A 16,420-nucleotide genomic window follows, 5' to 3' on the forward strand; every position below is an offset into this window, starting at 1 on the left:
CGGGTACTTCCTCGGTGCTGCCATGACTCTCATCCTCCCGTGCGATGAGAGCCTCCATCAGACCCGGTACGAGACACTACATCCCCGGGCGGATCGTGCACCACGCGGCGGCGACCTACCGCGGGGATGGCAAGACCGACGCCAAGGACGCCCGGATCATCGCCGACCAGGCCCGGATGCGCCGGGACCTGCAGCCGGTGCGCGGCGGCGACCAGGCCAGCACCGACCTGCGCCTGCTGACCACGTACCGCACGGACCTCACCTACGACCGGGTCCGGATGATCAACAGGCTCCGGGCCCTGCTGCTGGACTACTTCCCCGCCCTGGAAGCGGCTTTCGACTACTCCAAGAAGGCCCCGCTGACGCTGCTGACCGGCTACGCCACCCCCGACGCCCTCCGGCGCCTGGGCACGGCCCGGCTGGCGGCGTGGCTGCGCGCCCGCGGATGCCGGGGCAGCGCCGCGATGGCCGACAAGGCCCTCGCCGCCGCCCACGCCCAGCACACCACCCTGCCCACCCAGGCCACCGGCGCCGTGCTCGTCGCCCGCCTCGCCGCCAAGATCACAGCCCTGGACGCCGACATCGCCGCCCTGGACGCCGAGATCGCCGAGCACCTCGCCCGCCACGACGACACCGACATCATCATCAGCATGCCCGGCTTCGGGCCGCTGCTGGCGGCGACCTTCATCGCCAACACCGGCGACCTGACGGCCTTCGGGACCGCCGACCGGCTCGCCTCGATGGCAGGCCTAGCCCCTGCGCCGTACGACTCCGGACGCATCAGCGGCAACCACCACCGACCACGCCGATACAACCGTCGCCTGATGCGGACCTGCTACCTCGCGGCGTTGTCCAGCCTCAAGAACAGCGCCGCCTCCCGAGCCTTCTACGCCCGCAAACGCGCCGAAGGAAAGAGCCACAAGCAAGCACTCATCGCCCTGGCCCGACGACGCCTGAGCACCCTGTGGGCGATGCTGCGCGACCGCACCACCTACCGCGAGTCAGCAACCGCACCCCTGGCCCCAGCGGCTTGACACGGTCATTGAGATTCCCAGTGGCCTGGCACGGCGCGGTCGGCGGCCTCGGGCGGCCGCTCGCTGATGCTGATCGCGCCGGGGATCTTCGACCACGACCCCTGTGCGGCGGCGGTGTTCGGGCGCCGCTGCGCCCGCCCGGAGCGGAGCTGCTTGTGCAGGTCAGTGCGCAGATGCCCGCGGCCCTGGACGCACAGGGACTGGTAGATCGTCTCCGGGGACACCCGCAGCTCCTGCCGCTCGGGATAGGTCTCGCGCAGGGTGCTGGAGATCTGCTCCGGGCTCCACCGCAGATCCATCTTCTCGCTCACGTACGCACTCAGCTCGGCCCCGATCACGGGGTCCCCGAGCTTCATCGTCTTCGGGCGCTTAGCCCGCGCGGCCGCGTTGTGGTGGGCGGTGTACGGCTCGTACCCCGCCCCGCCGCCGGCGCCGCCGCGGTGGGGGCGGGCCCGGCCCGGCCCGGCGGTCGGCACCCCGGCGTGGGTCAGCTCTCGGCTGATCGTCGAAGGGGCCCGGCCCAGCGCCCGCCCGATCGCCCGCACGCTCTGCCCGGCCAGGTGCAGGTCGGCGATCCGCAGCCGCTCCTCCAGGCTCAGCAGCCGGCCGCTGACCTCCCGCGGCGCCGGCGGGATCCGCCCGCCCCTGGCCCGACGCCACCGGTAGCCCTGAGCCCTGTCCACCCCGGCAGCCTCACAGGCCGCCGTCCAGGTCAGCCCGGCCCGGGCCCCTTCCCAGAACTTCTCCTGCCGCAACCACTGCTCGTGCTTCCGCCTCGACATCGACAACACCTCTCAGCAGGGGTGTTGCGACGACCCCCTGAGACCGCCGATCCTCTGCGGGACGGACTTCAGCGCCATGGTCCGTCGTCGGTCAGGGGCGGAGGAGCGCGTCCTCGTCGACGAGGACCTCGCGCAGGGTCGTGGTGCGCTCGATGACATGGAAGGTCACCGAGCGGTTGCCCAGGCGGTACCAGTCGAGCTGGCGGCGGACCTCGTCGGCGTCGGTGATGCCGGTGCTCACGCGGACCCAGCGCTGGTCGCGGATCATGACGATGTCCCACTCCCGGTGGGCGGTGTCAGCCAGGTCCAGGGGACAAGCCGGCTTGTCCTTGGGGAGTGGAACGGACCTGGCGCGGCTCATCGCGTCTCCTGGTCAGCTCGCCGTCGAGGCCACATGAGGCGTTGGAGGAGCCCGAGAGGGCGTCGCCGAGGTTGCGTGCGGCGGCGGGTGTTCTCGGCAGCTCGTTCGTCGGCGGCCAGGGCTTCCAGGTGCGCGACGGGCGCCAGGAGGGTGGCGCGGTAGTCGTCGGCGTCGAAGACGAACGGGCCGGCCGCGGACAGGTCGAGCTCGTCGTCGGGGCTGTAACCGTTCTCGTGGCGCAGGGCGGGCCAGGTGACCTGGCCGGGCTGGGTGTGGTCGACGTAGACGGTGACCGCTCCGCAGGCGAGGTCGGCGCACATGGGGCAGACGTAGAGCGGCAGACGCCCGGACGCCAGGGGCCAGTCGGCATCGACGCGGGCCTGGACGCAGGCGAGGCGGCGTAGGCCGGTGGCCGCGGGGGCGGGCCAGGTCGGGTCGGCGACGCTAACGAGGTCGAAGGGATCGCCCAGCCCGTCGGTGTCATCGGGTACGTCGACGGCCGACAGGAGGTCGCGCAGGTGGGTGCCGTCGACGACGAACTCGAACTGGTGGCGCGGTCCGCGCAGCCAGGGCAGGTAGTGGGCGCGGTCCTCGACCGCGGGGCTGCCCGGCCCTCGCGGGACCTCGGCGAGCTCGAGCGTGGCAGCTCGTGGGGCGCGGGCAGCGGGCACAGGTTCAGTCTCTCGGGCCCTGTGCCGGGGTGGTGGGCGCGTGGTCGGCTTGGGCGTGGTCACTGGTCCGCCCGCGACACCTGCGTCGCCTGCAGCGCCGGGTCCGCTGGAGGTGGCGGTGGGTCTGCTGCTGGCGCGGGTGGCGCCGGTGCGCCCAGACCTGTGGGCGATGCTCAGCGCGCACCTGCTGGGGGTGGACGGTGGGCGTCCGGTGCCGGCGGGGGTTGCCGCAGAGGCGGCGGGGTTCACGAGGTCGTGGCTGCGGGACCTGCTGGGCCAGGTCCGGATCTTGGCGATGTCGACGGGCCCGCCGGGGTGCGTACTCGAGGGGCGTGCGGGTGCTCGAGGACGGACCCGTGCGCACGCTCGAGCAGGCCCGCGCGGCGGGAGTCAGCACCGGCGGTGTACACCCGGGTGGGCTGCTGCGGGTAGCCGAAGTCGTGGGGGTCGCGTGCCGGGCGCAACTGGTCGAGGCCGATGGGGTCGTGGTGCTCGCCCCAGCAGGCAGGGCCGCACTTGAGGGAAGCGTGCGTGCGGCCGCGGCCGCGGTCGTACGTGGCGTCGACGTCGTCCCGCTGGAGGCGGTCGCGGCGGCGGCAGGAGTGCCTTTCGTTGTGGCGCGGTGGGCGCTGGGCCGGGACATGCGGTGGGCGGTGCTGCAGAGCGGGGACGGGTCGTGGTGGTGCTGGCGGCGCAGCGGGCGTGGAGGGCAGCGGCACCTGGTCGCCTCCACGGTGGTGCGGCTGCTGGCGGTGCGCGCCTACGCCCCGGCCGAGCTACATGAGGCGGTGGTCGAAGCGGTCTCGCGGGTACCGCCGAGCGCCCGGGCAGGGGTCGACGTCGACCAGGTAGCGCCCGCGTGGGTGTGGGTGGCGTGGCTGGTCTCGGAGGGCCTCCTGGTCCCCGACGACGATGCGAGCAGTAGTGGGAGCGCGGTCGGTGGGTTGCGGTGCCTGACGGAGCTGGGGGTCCGCAGCGACATGGTGATGGCCGAGGCGGTCCGGGCCGCCGGCCGGCCGATGCGCACGAAAGATCTGGCGGTAGCGCTGCGGGAGGCGGGGTACGCGCCGTCCTCGGCGCTGCAGTTGGCCCGCCTCTGCCCCGTACTGCGACGCGTCGGGCGAGACGCGTACCTGCTGCGCTGACCAGGGCGGACACCTGGCGGACGACACAGCGGCGGGCGTGCGGCGGGGTGTCTCTGACCCTCGCTGCGCAGAAGTGCGTCTTTCACCCCTCGACGGGCCCTGAGCGGTCCAAGTGGCGCGCAGCCTCTAGGCCGCTGACCTGGGGTTTTCCTCGAAGCCCGGTGCTGCGCGCCACCCGCGCCGAAGCGCCCCGGCGAGGTGGCGAGCAGTCGATCAGGGCGCTGACCTGCGCAAACACCGTGTGCGCGCCGTGCGCGCCACTTCCCACGCGTCGGATACGCGATATAGCGCCCTGGCTGGCTCCTGACCTCGCCCAGCGGCCGCAGCGCGGAGGATGACGACGGCGGCGCGGCCAGGCACCAGGAGTGGCTCACCACCACATCGACCCATCGCTGCAGAGCCGTCTGCGACGGGGTCTCACCGCGGGTCACGAAGTCGTCTGTCACACCACGGCCGCCGTCGGGCCTACCCCTGGTGTGAGGACCCCGAGTCGAGCGGGCGGGCGCTCCGCGCCTGCGAACCACCGAAAGGTGCGACACGCCGACAGGCGCGCCTCCCGGTGGTTGCTAATACCTGGGGCGAGGGTGTGCGCATGGAGGCACGAGTCCCGGCACCGATGCGTTCTCGCGGTGGCCGCCCGAGCAAGGGCCCTCGGCAGACCTTCGGTCCCCGCTTCGAGCCTGAGCTGGCCGCCCTCGTGCAGCGCGACGCCTACCGCCGCATGGTCGCCGTCATCGAGCTCGTCGACCTCCTGGTCGCCCGCGAGCTCGGTGAAGACGTGCGCCTGCCTGCACTCAAGCGAGAGGTGGACGTCGACCTCGGCGCCCCGCCCGCGCGGACGGCGGTCAAGCTGCGTCAGCACCTCGCTGACCAGGTCGTCGAGCAGGCCCGCGCCCGCAACATCACCTACTCGGCGTACCTCGAGCACTTGCTGCGGGGTGCCTACGGCCGCCCCTCGAGCGTGCCTGAGCCCGTCCGCCCAATCGCGCGCCAGGAGGAGCTCGTCATGGGGGCGTAGACGCGACGAGGCCCCTGCGAGTCGCTGGCCGGCGACTGAGGGGCCTCGTCAACACATCTGGGCGAGTGCGTGGTGGCTACGCGCCCGGGTTCTTCCCTTGTCCAAGGACTCCAACCCTGAGGACTTCAGCATGGTAACGCCGTTCTTTGCTCTGACCACCCCCGACGGGGTGGCGAGTCGTCCCCTGGGTCCGCCTCGTGGCGGCCGGGTCGGACGTGCAGCTTGAGCGCCTCGACCAACGCGCCGGCGGCGCGGCGGTGGGGTCCGCAGTCGTCCCTGGGCCGGGTCTTCGACGCCCTTGAGGCGACCGGGCGGGCACCGGCCCAGCGCAAGCACGACGTCAAGGTGCTCTGCCCGGTTCACGACGAGCGCACCCCGTCGCTGCACGTCACCTGGCGAGGGTCTGAGGGGCGCACCGCCCTGTGGTGCTTCGGGTGCGGAGCCGAGACGCCCGCGATCCTCGACGCGCTGGGCCTGTCGCTGGTCGACCTGTACGACGAGCCCCCGGAGTGCTCTCGCTGCGACGACGGGACCCGGCACGCCGACGTCCGCGACTGCCCCACCCCGGCCGACCGGCGGCGCCGGTCGATGACGGCGCGGGCTGGTCGCTCGAGCACGGAGCGCACGGCGGGCAAGGGCCGGCGGCTGGGCGCCAAGCCCAAGACGATGCTGGCGTTGCCGGCGCCGGAGCCGACCGCGGGGCAGGTGCACGGTTGGGAGGAGGTCGCGACCTACGCCTACGTCGACGCGGACGCGGCGCTGGTGCAGGAGGTGCATCGCCTGCACTGCGTGCGCCCCGTCGGTACGGGGGCCGACCGCCACGAGGCGTGCGGGGCCAAGCAGTTCAAGCAGTCCTACGTCGACGCGCGAGGCAAGACGGTCTCGTCTTCGCCGGACGGCTTCGCTCCGGTGCTGTACCGCCTGCCGGAGGTGCTGCAGGCGGTCGCGGACGGCCAGCCGGTGTGGCTGGTCGAAGGGGAGAAGGACGTCGAGGCCGCCGAGCACGCCGGGGTGGTGGCCACCACGAACACCGGTGGCGCCGGCGCGTTGTCCCCGGTGGCCGCCGAAGCACTGCGCGGCGCGAACGTTGTCGCAGTGTTGGACCGGGACCTGGCCGGCTACCAGCGCGGAGAGGACCTGCACCGCAAGCTCACCGAGGTCGCCGCGAGCCTGCGGCTGGTGCTGCCCGCGCTCGAGGCGCCCAAGTCCGACCTGCACGACCACCTGTCGGCCGGTCACCGCCTGGACGAGCTCGTCGAGGTCGACGTCGTCCTGGTGAAGCTGAGGGCTCAGGTCGAGAAGGGCCACCGGGTGCTGGGGGACGAGCACGGCGGGCTGGTGCAGTGCGAGCTCGAGGCGCTGCTGCGCCACGAGGCGGCGCTGGCCCGCGGCAGCCAGCAGGTCGTCGCCGACGGCGACGGCGTGGTCGCGCTGGTGCCCGGGGCTCGCCCCGGGCTGTTCGAGCAACTGCGCTCGTCGCGGGTGGCTCACCAGGCGGTGCGCGCGAGCACCGCCGCGCAGCACGAGCAGTACGCGCGGTCGTGGGCCGGGCACGCCCAGGTGGCCTACGAGCGGCTGCTGGCGGTGGTCGAGGACGCGCGGACGGTGCTGGTCGACGCGACCGTCGCGCGGGGTGAGGACCCGCGGTGGGACCTGGCCGTCGACACCCTCGAGGGGCAGGTGCGTACGGCCCAGCACCGGGCGCTGGAGGCACACCGGCACGCCGGCGTGCAGCCGCCGCCGAGCACCACCGCGCACTTGGAGCCGCTGCTGGCTCAGGCGCCCGCGACGACCGCCGGAGCCGGCGGGCCTGCCGCTGACGTACCCGGTGGTGAGGCCGGCGGGGGAGACGGCCAGCAAGCGCCGGAAGTCGTGACCAGCGCCGCAGCGGTCCCGCGCCCCCGGCGAGCGTCCACTGCCCAGGACCGTGCGCTCCTGGGCCGCAGCGACCCGCAGGCGGTCATCAAGCGGGAGAAGTACGAGGTCCTCGACGGCCAGCTGGTGAAGGTCACCGACGAGGACAAGGGCCTGTTCAAGCTGCTGCTGGGCGTCGCCGTGCAGCTCGAGGCGGTCGAGACCGCCCACGACGGCGACGACGTGGTGCACATGGACGGGCTGATCGAGGCCGCCGCCGAGCAGCAGGACACCGACCGGGCCCCCCGCGAGGAGGTGCTCGCCACCCCGGAGCCGACCCACGCGGTGCTGTCCTACCTCGACCCCCGCACCGAGCAGCGGGTCTGCATCCGGGTGCCCTACGAGTCGCTGCGCGACGCCTCGTGGCTGTCGATGCTGCCGATCAAGGGCCTGTACTACCGCTCCGGGCTGTCCCAGCGCCTGGAGATCACCGACGCCATGCGGATCACCAGCACCGAGACCGCGATGCGCCGACTGCACCTGGCCACGGGGTGGCACCTCGACGAGGACGGTGGCTGGCGTTACTTCCACGCCCGCGGGTCGATCGGCGCCGACGGGTGGGCCGACGCCTCGACGCTGCTGACCGGGCCGCACGAGCGCTACGACCTGCCCGACCCCAGCACCGACGCCGCCCGGCTGCGGCAGGCGTTCCTGCAGGACTCCGCGGCGCTGATGGACCTGCTGCCCGCCCGGGTGGCCGCGCCGCTGCTGGGCACCACCTACAAGGCGGCGGTGCACCGCAACCCGTTCACGACCGTCCTGGCCGGCGGCCCGGGTTCGCTGAAGACCTCGATCGCGGCGCTGCTGACCCAGCACTACGGCGAAGCCTGGGACCGCAACCGGCCACTGGGGTCGATGACCGCCAACGGTGACACCGCCAACGCGCTGGTCGTGTCGATCGCCCGGGCCCGGCACGCGCTGGCGCTGCTCGACGACGTCTCGCTGACCGACGGCAGCGTGGCCGACGTCCAGAAGCGGTTCGGGCAGCGGCTGCAGCTGCTGTTCAACGAGACCGCCAAGCTGCGGCTGAACCCCCGCGACCACAACACCGTGCGCCAGAGCCCCACCCCGGCGGCCACCGTGCTGATCACCAGCGAGGTCGTGCCGCCCGTCGGCGCCGCGCAGACCCGCTCGCTGGTGGTGCCGCTGCGCAAGGGCGAGATCGAGCTGGAGACCTACCTCCACCTCGACCACTACGCCTCACGGCACGCCCGGGCGCTGCTGACGTCCTCGATGATCCAGTGGCTCGCCGGCGACTACCCCGGCCACGTCGCCCGCACCGAGCACGCCCGCACCGAGTTCCAGGCCCGCCTCAAGCGCGAGGGCCTCAAGGCCGACGAGCGCCAGCGGGAGTCGGTCGCGCACTGCTGGGCGGGGTGGGTCACGATGACCGGCTTCCTGGTCGAGCGGGGCGCGCTGAGCCACCACGAGCGCGAGCAGTGGCTCGAGCGGGTGCACGCCGGTCTGATCGAGGCCGTCGGCGCCGCCCAGGACCCCGACCTGCCCACCACCACCGGGCAGCGCTTCGGGTCGCTGCTGGCGCACGCGCTGTCTGCCGGCAAGCTGTACGCCCGCGACCTGCGCACGGGCCAGTGCCCCGAGACCGGCGCCCGCGGGCTCGGCTGGCAGCCCGGTCTGGCGGCGATGGCTCCTCCGCACGAGGTGGAGTGGCGCCCCGACCGTCAGGCGGTCCAGTTCGGCTGGGTCGACCCGCAGCCGGCGACCACGACGCGGCCGCAGCTGCTGGTCACCCGTGACCAGCTCGACCATGCCCTGCACGAGGCCAGCGCGATGACCCAGGAGCCGATCGCCTCGACGGTCTCCTACGCGGTCGACGCCCTGGTCGCCGAGAAGATCATGCTGGTGCCGTCCGCGGGCGGGCGGCGGCAGTTCGACCGCGAGATCCACTGCGAGCAGTCACCCACCACCGGCAGGACGCGCCGGCAGAAGGTCTACGTCCTGGACCTGGCGCGGCTGCTGGGCGAGGACGACCCTGAGCAGGAGGACGGCGGCAGTCCCAGCGGCGGTCCCGGCGGGCAGGACCCGCACACCGGCCCGCAGCCAGCGCCGGCGACGCCGGCGGAGGACTCCTCGCCGTCCACGCTGGACCTGCCGACGCCGAGCGAACTCGACCCGGCGCCGGCGCTGATGCCGGCCGCCGCCGCGGCCAGCACCGTCCAGGGCCCCGCGGGTCCTGAGGAGCACCGCCACCAGCACGAGGTCGACGTCGACGTCCCGGTCCCCGCCGTGGCCGCGGCCGCGGTGGACGTCGTCGCTGCCCTGCCGGGCTCGCAGGTCAGCGACGGCGAGGTCGTCGACGGCCGCGACCTCGAGCACCTGGAGAGCACCACCGACGAGCAGACCCTGGAGACGACGATGTCCGACCTGGTGCTGAGCGACCCCGAGGGCATGATCGGACGGCCCCGCCGCGCCGAGCAGGCCCAGCCGTGCAGCTGCTGCGGCACCCCGACGAGCTTCACCCTCGACGGCGGCTACCCCTGGCGGCCCTCGCACTGGCAGCGGCTGACCCTCGCCCAGCGGCAGCACCACTACCTGGCGGCCGCCGCGGCCGCCGGCGGCCGGCCGGAGTGGGAGCGCGACGAGGACACCGAGGACACCACCCCGCCCAGCCACGCCACCGTCGAGCCGGCACCGGCACCGGCACCGGCACCGGCGACGTCGACGTCCGGCCCGGACGAGCGCGCTGCTCGTCCCCGCGCCTCGAGGGCGCCGGCGGCCGCAGCGCCGGCGGCCGCCGGTGAGGCCCGGCACGCCGTGGCCGTCGTCGACGTCGACCGGGTCTACCTGCCCGACGGCACGAGCCGGCCCCTGCCGCTGACGGTCCAGCACGTCGGCCACCTGGAGCAGATCGGCCGCGAGCTCGGCCTGCGCGGCCCGGTGCTGTCCTGGCGTGACCAGGCGCCCGGCCAGGTCGTGCCCACCCCGGCGATGTGGGCCCACCTCGGGGTGCCGGTCATCGACCCCGTCGAGGACTGGACCAAGCGGGAGGCCGCGCTCGCCGCGGCCGCCGAGGCGACGTCGGCGCTGACCGACGCCGTCGCCGACGGCTGGGTCCTGGGCAGCGGTGACGGGGCGCCGCGGCTGCGCGGGCAGCTGCGGCTGCGGCCGGCGCACCTGGACCGGGCCCAGATCACCGTGCTCTACACCCCGGCGATGGACCCGGGCCTGTGCAGCGACGTCTTCGGCGCCGACGTCGCCCCCACCGACCAGGTCACCCGGCTGCAGCTGTTCGCCCAGACGATGGGATCGACCTGGTCGGGATCGGCCATCAGCACCATGCAGGACCTGGTGCGCGTGCTGATGCCCCGCGCACACCGCGAGGCCTGGGCCCAGGTCGTCGACTACGACGACGTCGCCCCGGGGCGCAACCGCAACCTCGAGCCCGACTTCGACTGGACCCGCCCGCCCACGCAGGAGGAGACCGACCGCGCCTTCGTACACGCCTACGACCGCAACGGCTCCTACCTCGCGGCGATGTCCAACGCCGTCCTGGGCGTCGGTGCGCCCGACCACCACCCGCAGGGCCTGGCCTTCGACCCCAAGCGCGCGGGCTGGTGGCTCGTGGAGATCCCCGAGACCGACAACACGATGGCGCCAAACCTGCTGGACCCCACCGGCTCCGCTCTGCGGGGCAAGCAGAGCGCCGCCGGGCGCCCGCGGTGGGTGACCACCGCGGCGCTGACCTACGCCACCACGACGCTCGGGATGGACGTCGACGTCCTCGAGGCCTGGGTCTGGCCCCGGGAGCGCTCCGGGCGCCTGCTCGAGCCGGCCTACCGGCACCTGTCGGCCGCCCGCCGCCAGCTGCAGGCCCTCGGCGGGCCCGACGCCGCGGCCGTCGAGCGGCTCATGAAGGCGCTCTACAAGCAGTTCCTGGGCTGGCTGATCGCCCGCGGGTCCAGGGGCAGCCAGTGGCACCAGCCCTACTGGAACCACGCGGTCAAGGCGACCGCCCGGGTCGCGGTGCTGCACACCGTCAACGCCATCGGCACGGCGACCGGCACCTGGCCGGTCGCGGTCTCCCGCATCGACGCGGTGCTCTACGCCAGCGACGAGCGCGACCCCGCGGCCGCCTGGCCCGGGCACGCCGACCCCGCCGGCAAGCTCGGCGCCAAGCTCGGAACCACGCTCGGCGGGTACAAGCCCTACCTGTCCGGCCCGCTGGCCACCCAACTGCCGACCCTCGACGGCGGGTCGTGGAAGAACTCCGAGGCGGACCTGCTGACGCCGGCGGACGACTGGACCGCCTCAGCGGCGCCGCCGGCGGCGGACGACGACGCGCGTGGCAGTGAGGTCGCGTGAGCCCGTCGACCGGCCGCGGGAGCGGCAGCGGCCGCGGTGACGGGCGGGTGCGGCAGCCGCCGCAGCAGTCCCGCACCGGCAACCACCTGCCCGACGCGGTCGTGTCGTCCTCGGGGTTCTCCGACCGGGTGTTCGGCTTCGTCACCGGCCGCCGGGACGCCACCCCCACCAGCGGTGGACTGCGCGGCCAGCTGATGGCCGCGTTCGGCCCCTCCAGCCGCGACCCCTCCCGCCCGGACCTGCGCGCCGCCTCCGAGGCGCTGGGCGTCTCGGTCCGCCAGCTGCAGCGGTGGTCACGTGGAGAGACCCGCGCCCCTCGAGGCGCCGCGGCCGCGGACCTGTCCCGCCGGGCCCGGCAGGCCGTGTCCACCCGCCGCGGCCGCCAGAACGCCGTCCGCGCGTCCGTGGCCGCCGGCACCGCCCGCCCACCCCGCTTCGCGAGCTCCGTGAGCCTGTCCGGCCGCCAGGGGGTCCGCTCCTCCAACGACGAGCAGTACCGCGACCGCACCACCAGCATCGACATCAGCTCAGACGACCTCGACGACCTCCGCGCCGCCTACATCGAACGCGGCAACGCCGGTGCCGCCGACTGGCTCCACGACACCTGGCACGACAACTACCAGTCCAACTGGCACTTCCAGTCCGTGGAAAACCTTGGGTGGGAGTGAGCGGCCGCTAGGAGACGTCCGTGTAGATGACACTCCGCGAAAACATGATGTTGTCCGACGTCACTTCGACGGGCCCGTACGTGTCCAGGTCGCAGACAATCACCAGGGAGCACGCGCTCTCAATGGCTCCCTCGCCAGTGAAGTCGTCAAGACCGGTCCCATCGATCCCTACGACGCTGACGTCAGCGACCACCTCGGCCGCAACATCGAATATGACTTCCACCTCAAGCGCGTCGGGTAGCCGCTTGCGGGTAACACTTGTGACCGTAAGAGCCAACCGCTTCCTATCGACGTATGCGTCGGGTTCGCCCACTCTTTCGGGCACCTGACGCATGATCTCAGGCAGCACCTCGTCGACGACGTCGTCTGCCACTGCGCCGGCGACATCCAGCAGCAGTCCATCCCACGTGACACCGCAGACGTCCGCCAAGATTACGCGCGTTATACGACTGTCTTCACTCAACATAGTGCTGATAGTGACCATGTCGAAGCCTCCCAGCGTCTCTGCCGGGAGTTCCACTTCTTCCGCCAGCACGAGACGCGCCCCTGCGTCATACATGCGTTGCATTACGGCGCCGCCTTGCGTCTTGATCAGTTTCGCGGCGCGCCTATTGGCATCCCGCACGTTGATGACCGTCCGAAGAGCTCGGACCAGATTGGGCTCCGCCTTCATTGATGCGACCTCAGCCTCCACCTTCGGCGCAAGGCGTTTCGCTTTCGACCGCATCTGCACGACCCATCCGGTCATGGTGAAGTCGCCGCCGCCCTTACCGCCGTTACAGTCACGACAGATGGGCGCGAGGTTTCCAACAGCGTGCACGTCGAAACCGTCTGGCAACACCGGATCATCCGACTTCGCGTCCATCGCCGCATGCTGCTGCGAGACGATGTGATCAATCTCAAGCACCTCGGAGTCGATAACGTGCTTGCGCCAGTAACACCGCCTGTCCCAAACGATCCATAGCGCGAACTTGAGATCCGTGTTGTCCCCACTCGAATAGCGGACGCTCATAGCTGACTCCCTCGCCGAAGGAGAACCATCGTTCTTCTGACCAGTCTGCGCTGCGCGCCATGCCGCGGGACGCAACTCACCGACACTCTCCTGTGTCGGCGAGCCAGCACATGGTATTTGACCGGCGCATAAGGCTGCCCGGGAGAAGCACTCGCATAGCGTCGTGACCGCCTAGGACACGTGCGCGCTCGATGATGCCCTCGAAGTGGTTCTTCACCTCTTTGACCTCCAGAATGCGCCAGTGCCCGCCTGGAGGTCGAGGCGTCAGCGCAAGAGCAGCCTCGAGGGCTTTCGGTCCGGGGCCCACGAGAGCCGCCCGGGATACGCCCAGCGTCGGGTGATGGAGGACGTAGACGGTGTGCTTGTGGTGCCAGCCTTCAAGTCGCCACTTCGGCTTTATGCCGCGCCCTCGAGGTAGGGCCATCGCCGCGCTCGCTCGACGGGCGTAGTCGACGTCGGACGCCTCCCGAGCACGGACTTCCTCAGAGGGGCGCAGGAGGGCAGCAAGCCGGGCCGTGGACGCCGGACTGGGGGTGGCGGTGCCCGCGAGCCAACGCTGCAGCTGGCGCGTCGAGATGCCGAGCGCTGGCGCAGCCGCCTCGAGGTCGGGCCGGCTGGGCCGGCGGCGGTTGTGGCCGAAGACGAGGCGGAGTGCGTGGGCGAGGTGCTCGGGCTCGAGGAGGGCGCCCATCGCGCTGTGGGGAGCGTGCGTCGAGGTGGTCACGGGCGCTCCCTGGCAGGTGCTGAGGACGGGTCGATGATGCCGGGCCCGCGGCCTCCGGGCTGGCTGCCGCGGGGCGCGGGGATCAGTAGGGGCAGAAGAAGTAGGGGCGCACGTGCATAAGCACGGTGCCGTTGGCGGCCACGAGGACCGCTCGGGTGTGGTGCCGCTCCCCGTCACGGACGCAGGAGGGGCAGGCACACAGGCCGACGAAGGTGGCTGCGCCGTGCAGCGGCCAGAGGCTGCCGGTGTAGGCGACCCGCTGCGTCGTGGCCGCGAGCTCGACCCAGGCGCCTGCCTCGGCGAGCGCGATGGCGGGTGCGTCGTGCTCGCGCTGCTGGGCGGGGCTGAGGTGCTCGGTTGCCTGCTGCGGGGGTGGCTGGGTGGGCACTGGGGGCTCCCTGGTGGCTCGGTGGTGCGGGGTGGGCCCTCCTCCCGCGCGGGGGGAGTCGCGCGGGCGGAGGGCGGTTCAGGAGCGCAGGGGGGCGGTCATGCGCTGGCACCAGTCGGTGATGGCTGCGAGGTCGTCGGGCTGGCGGGTGAGGGTGGCGGCGTAGTTGACGAGGTGGTCGGCCTGCTCGTCGGTCAGGCCGGTGGTGTCTCCGGCGGCGTCGGCGGTGCCGGTGAAGAGCACCGGTCCGTAGATGGGGCGCCCGGGGGCGCGGTGGGCGGCGGCGATGAGGACGCAGGCGACCGGGTTGGGGCCGTGGGTGTAGATGCCTTCGTCGTTGACCCAGGCGTCGACCTGGTCGCCGTCGGCGTGAGCGCCGATGACGTCGAAGTTGCCCTCGACGGCGGTCTGCAGGGCGCTGAGGAGGCTGTCGTCCTTGCGCTCGAGGGTCTGGCGGGTGGCGGTGCCGTCGCAGGCGATGAGGACGGCGGTGACGGTGGCGGTCGTGCCGAGGTAGGTAGTTCCGGCGGTGGGCTGGTTAGCGGCCATGTGAAGAGAATAGCCGCCCCATCCGACAACCACAAGGCTAGATGTCACCTGTGGACAGATCTCGCGTGGACGGTTTGCTGGGGGTGACGGCCGGCTCGTCGCCCCGGGGCATGCCTGTGGGCGGCGACTGCGCGGTGGCCGCCCGGCCACGCACCATGTGCGCCGTGCACCTATGCCTGTACGTCACCGCCGCCGGCCATGAGCTCGACGCGCGCCGTCGGGACGGCGTGGAGCACTCGCGTTGGGCCGTGGCCGACGTCGACCCACTCCAGGCGTTCCTCGACCACGAGGGGCCGTCCTGCGCGCTCATCGACAGGCGTTGAGGCCGATGGCCACCTTTCAGTAGTCGAACCGTTAGGCTTTGACCCTCGCGTACGGGATCACGGACGGCGCGCGTCGCGTCGCACTTGGTCGCACATCGGCGCGCAGGTTTTCCAAAAAGGGAGACTGTGCATGGATTGGCGCGCACTTGTGGTCGAAGTGACCGATTGGTTGATGGGCCATCTGAGCGGCGTTGGCGTCGTCGCCGCGTTACTTATAGCCTTCGTCACGCTTCTGTACACACGCAGTGCGGAAAGGCAGGGCCGCAAGGCGACGGCTGCAGCTGAAACACAGGCGCTGGCAGATCTGCCGGCCATTAAGATCGACTACGTGTCGGGCGGTTGCAAGATTGGGCGCAAGACTCGCGTCTATACATTCGACCTAGTGGTGCGAAACCTGTCGGACCGTCCCAACTCGCTGGCTAGTGCGGAATTGCGGCTCGACTACAAGGTCGGTGATGATCGGCTCGTTACTACCAAGGTTCGTTGGGCGGCGCCTGGGAAACAACAACCAGAGGGCGACTATCTCGGGATGCCCACGCTTTTGGCGCCGCGGGAAACCATACATGGACGCATAGAGATTGCCGTACCGCAAGCAGTGCTCAACGGAAAACCCGTAGAGCATCTACGGCTAGTCATCGAGGACACCTTCGGGACTGCTTACAGCGTGTCTACAGCCTTCGTGCAGGAAGCCTACGTGGAACCCTATGGCAAAACAGGCAGTCAGTAGTCAGCGTGTTCCCATGCCCCGGGTCGTTCTGCCTGTGGTTGCTGATGGGGCCTTGATGTCGGCTCTAGTTGCCGGTGGCCGCCTGGTGCCCGTCGTCATGGTTGACATGTCAAGTCACCCCGAGGTCGAAGAGCTTGTGCGGGTGCATCGGTTCCTAGGCCAGGGGGATTGCTTGTCAGCGTGGGGCAAGATAGATGGCGGCGTGGCTTTGCGCCTGACGTTCCAACGACCCATCGAGCTTGAAGTCGCCATAGCCTTCCAAGTGCCTGCGCGCGCGGGCTTGGTCGACCAGGTCGTTAATATACAAGCATTCTTTTTACAGCATGGGGAGCTGGGTGATCACATGACAAACACGTTGCATTATCCCCGCCTCCTTATCGAGACTCCTAAGACAGGCTTCGAGAAAGTTTGGGAGCCCATGGTGCAGAAACTGCTCGAACATCGTTACCGCAGCATGGGGTTGAGTCGGCGCGAGGCGAGAAGTGCTGCCCAAGAACTACTCATCAAGTGGCGGCGCTTCAGCGGTGTCCGCATGCCGAGTGCGTAAGCGGACTTCGTAGAGCCATTCGCTTGAGCAGTGGGCGCGCAGGAGGCCTCGTCGTTACCCCAGTTCGAGTGCGGTGAGGCGCCAGCGGGTGTCCCAGCCCTCCAGGCGGAGGGCGACGGCGCGCACGCGGTCGGTGTCCATCACGACCGCGGCGGCCTCGACGACGCCGTCGGCGGGGTGGGTGATCCGCACGCGCCGGACGACGGCGGCCCGCTGGCTGCGAGCCGGGCGCAG

General features: G+C 71.6%; 16 protein-coding genes. 8 read left to right on the forward strand and 8 right to left on the reverse strand.

What is annotated here, in order from left to right; genetic code table 11:
- Nucleotides 1-44 precede the first annotated feature (44 nt).
- Complete coding sequence (locus Q0848_RS18520; RefSeq protein ID WP_299040267.1) at nt 45-1,034, forward strand: IS110 family transposase; 990 nt, start codon at nt 45-47, stop codon at nt 1,032-1,034.
- A gap of 5 nt (nt 1,035-1,039) precedes the next feature.
- Here the strand turns inward: Q0848_RS18520 and Q0848_RS18525 are convergent, their stop codons facing one another.
- The 3 genes from Q0848_RS18525 to Q0848_RS18535 form a co-directional block, all read right to left on the reverse strand.
- Nucleotides 1,040-1,816: a helix-turn-helix domain-containing protein gene (locus Q0848_RS18525; RefSeq protein ID WP_299040269.1), complete on the reverse strand. Its 777-nt coding sequence runs from the start codon at nt 1,814-1,816 to the stop codon at nt 1,040-1,042.
- A 91-nt stretch (nt 1,817-1,907) separates the two neighbouring features.
- Nucleotides 1,908-2,177 carry a hypothetical protein gene (locus Q0848_RS18530; RefSeq protein WP_299040271.1) on the reverse strand — a complete coding sequence of 90 codons (270 nt, stop codon included), beginning with the start codon at nt 2,175-2,177 and terminating at the stop codon, nt 1,908-1,910.
- The gene (locus tag Q0848_RS18535) at nt 2,174-2,848 is read right to left on the reverse strand and encodes a hypothetical protein (protein ID WP_299040273.1); all 675 of its coding nucleotides are present in this window, start codon (nt 2,846-2,848) and stop codon (nt 2,174-2,176) included. Before Q0848_RS18535 ends, Q0848_RS18530 begins: the two co-directional genes overlap by 4 nt.
- Nucleotides 2,849-3,204: 356 nt before the next feature.
- Here Q0848_RS18535 and Q0848_RS18540 point away from each other — a divergent pair, with 356 nt between their 5' ends.
- The 4 genes from Q0848_RS18540 (at nt 3,205) to Q0848_RS18555 (ending at nt 11,916) form a co-directional block, all read left to right on the forward strand.
- Complete coding sequence (locus Q0848_RS18540; protein ID WP_299040275.1) at nt 3,205-3,993, forward strand: hypothetical protein; 789 nt, start codon at nt 3,205-3,207, stop codon at nt 3,991-3,993.
- A gap of 592 nt (nt 3,994-4,585) precedes the next feature.
- Entirely contained in the window at nt 4,586-5,011 is a 426-nt protein-coding gene (locus tag Q0848_RS18545; RefSeq protein ID WP_299040277.1) for a hypothetical protein, read from the forward strand.
- 222 nt (nt 5,012-5,233) lie between these two features.
- Nucleotides 5,234-11,248, forward strand: a complete 6,015-nt coding sequence (locus tag Q0848_RS18550) for a hypothetical protein (protein ID WP_299040279.1) — start codon at nt 5,234-5,236, stop codon at nt 11,246-11,248.
- Nucleotides 11,245-11,916, forward strand: coding sequence for a hypothetical protein (locus tag Q0848_RS18555; RefSeq protein WP_299040281.1), 672 nt, complete (start codon nt 11,245-11,247; stop codon nt 11,914-11,916). The genes Q0848_RS18550 and Q0848_RS18555 overlap by 4 nt, the downstream gene beginning before the upstream one ends.
- Before the next feature lie 7 nt (nt 11,917-11,923).
- On the opposite strand, the gene Q0848_RS18560 is transcribed toward Q0848_RS18555, so the two are convergent.
- The 4 genes from Q0848_RS18560 to Q0848_RS18575 form a co-directional block, all read right to left on the reverse strand.
- Nucleotides 11,924-12,928 (reverse strand): HNH endonuclease, encoded by a 1,005-nt coding sequence (locus Q0848_RS18560; protein ID WP_299040282.1) that lies wholly within the window; start codon nt 12,926-12,928, stop codon nt 11,924-11,926.
- A gap of 76 nt (nt 12,929-13,004) precedes the next feature.
- Nucleotides 13,005-13,652: a hypothetical protein gene (locus Q0848_RS18565; RefSeq protein WP_299040284.1), complete on the reverse strand. Its 648-nt coding sequence runs from the start codon at nt 13,650-13,652 to the stop codon at nt 13,005-13,007.
- A gap of 82 nt (nt 13,653-13,734) precedes the next feature.
- Entirely contained in the window at nt 13,735-14,040 is a 306-nt protein-coding gene (locus Q0848_RS18570) for a hypothetical protein (RefSeq protein ID WP_299040286.1), read from the reverse strand.
- A gap of 78 nt (nt 14,041-14,118) precedes the next feature.
- Nucleotides 14,119-14,589, reverse strand: a complete 471-nt coding sequence (locus Q0848_RS18575; RefSeq protein ID WP_299040288.1) for a DUF3846 domain-containing protein — start codon at nt 14,587-14,589, stop codon at nt 14,119-14,121.
- Between the two features lie 164 nt (nt 14,590-14,753).
- Here Q0848_RS18575 and Q0848_RS18580 point away from each other — a divergent pair, with 164 nt between their 5' ends.
- The 3 genes from Q0848_RS18580 (at nt 14,754) to Q0848_RS18590 (ending at nt 16,186) form a co-directional block, all read left to right on the forward strand.
- On the forward strand, nt 14,754-14,912 hold the full coding sequence (locus tag Q0848_RS18580) for a hypothetical protein (protein ID WP_299040291.1): 159 nt from the start codon (nt 14,754-14,756) through the stop codon (nt 14,910-14,912).
- Nucleotides 14,913-15,042: 130 nt separating this feature from the next.
- The gene (locus tag Q0848_RS18585) at nt 15,043-15,639 is read left to right on the forward strand and encodes a hypothetical protein (protein WP_299040293.1); all 597 of its coding nucleotides are present in this window, start codon (nt 15,043-15,045) and stop codon (nt 15,637-15,639) included.
- Nucleotides 15,640-15,652: 13 nt separating this feature from the next.
- Complete coding sequence (locus Q0848_RS18590; protein ID WP_299040295.1) at nt 15,653-16,186, forward strand: hypothetical protein; 534 nt, start codon at nt 15,653-15,655, stop codon at nt 16,184-16,186.
- 54 nt (nt 16,187-16,240) lie between these two features.
- Here Q0848_RS18590 and Q0848_RS18595 read toward each other — a convergent pair.
- Nucleotides 16,241-16,420 (reverse strand): Rv3235 family protein (locus Q0848_RS18595; protein ID WP_299040297.1); only part of this gene is annotated, 180 nt, incomplete at its 5' end.

Source organism: uncultured Pseudokineococcus sp. (genome assembly GCF_947495735.1).
Classification (GTDB): domain Bacteria; phylum Actinomycetota; class Actinomycetes; order Actinomycetales; family Quadrisphaeraceae; genus Pseudokineococcus.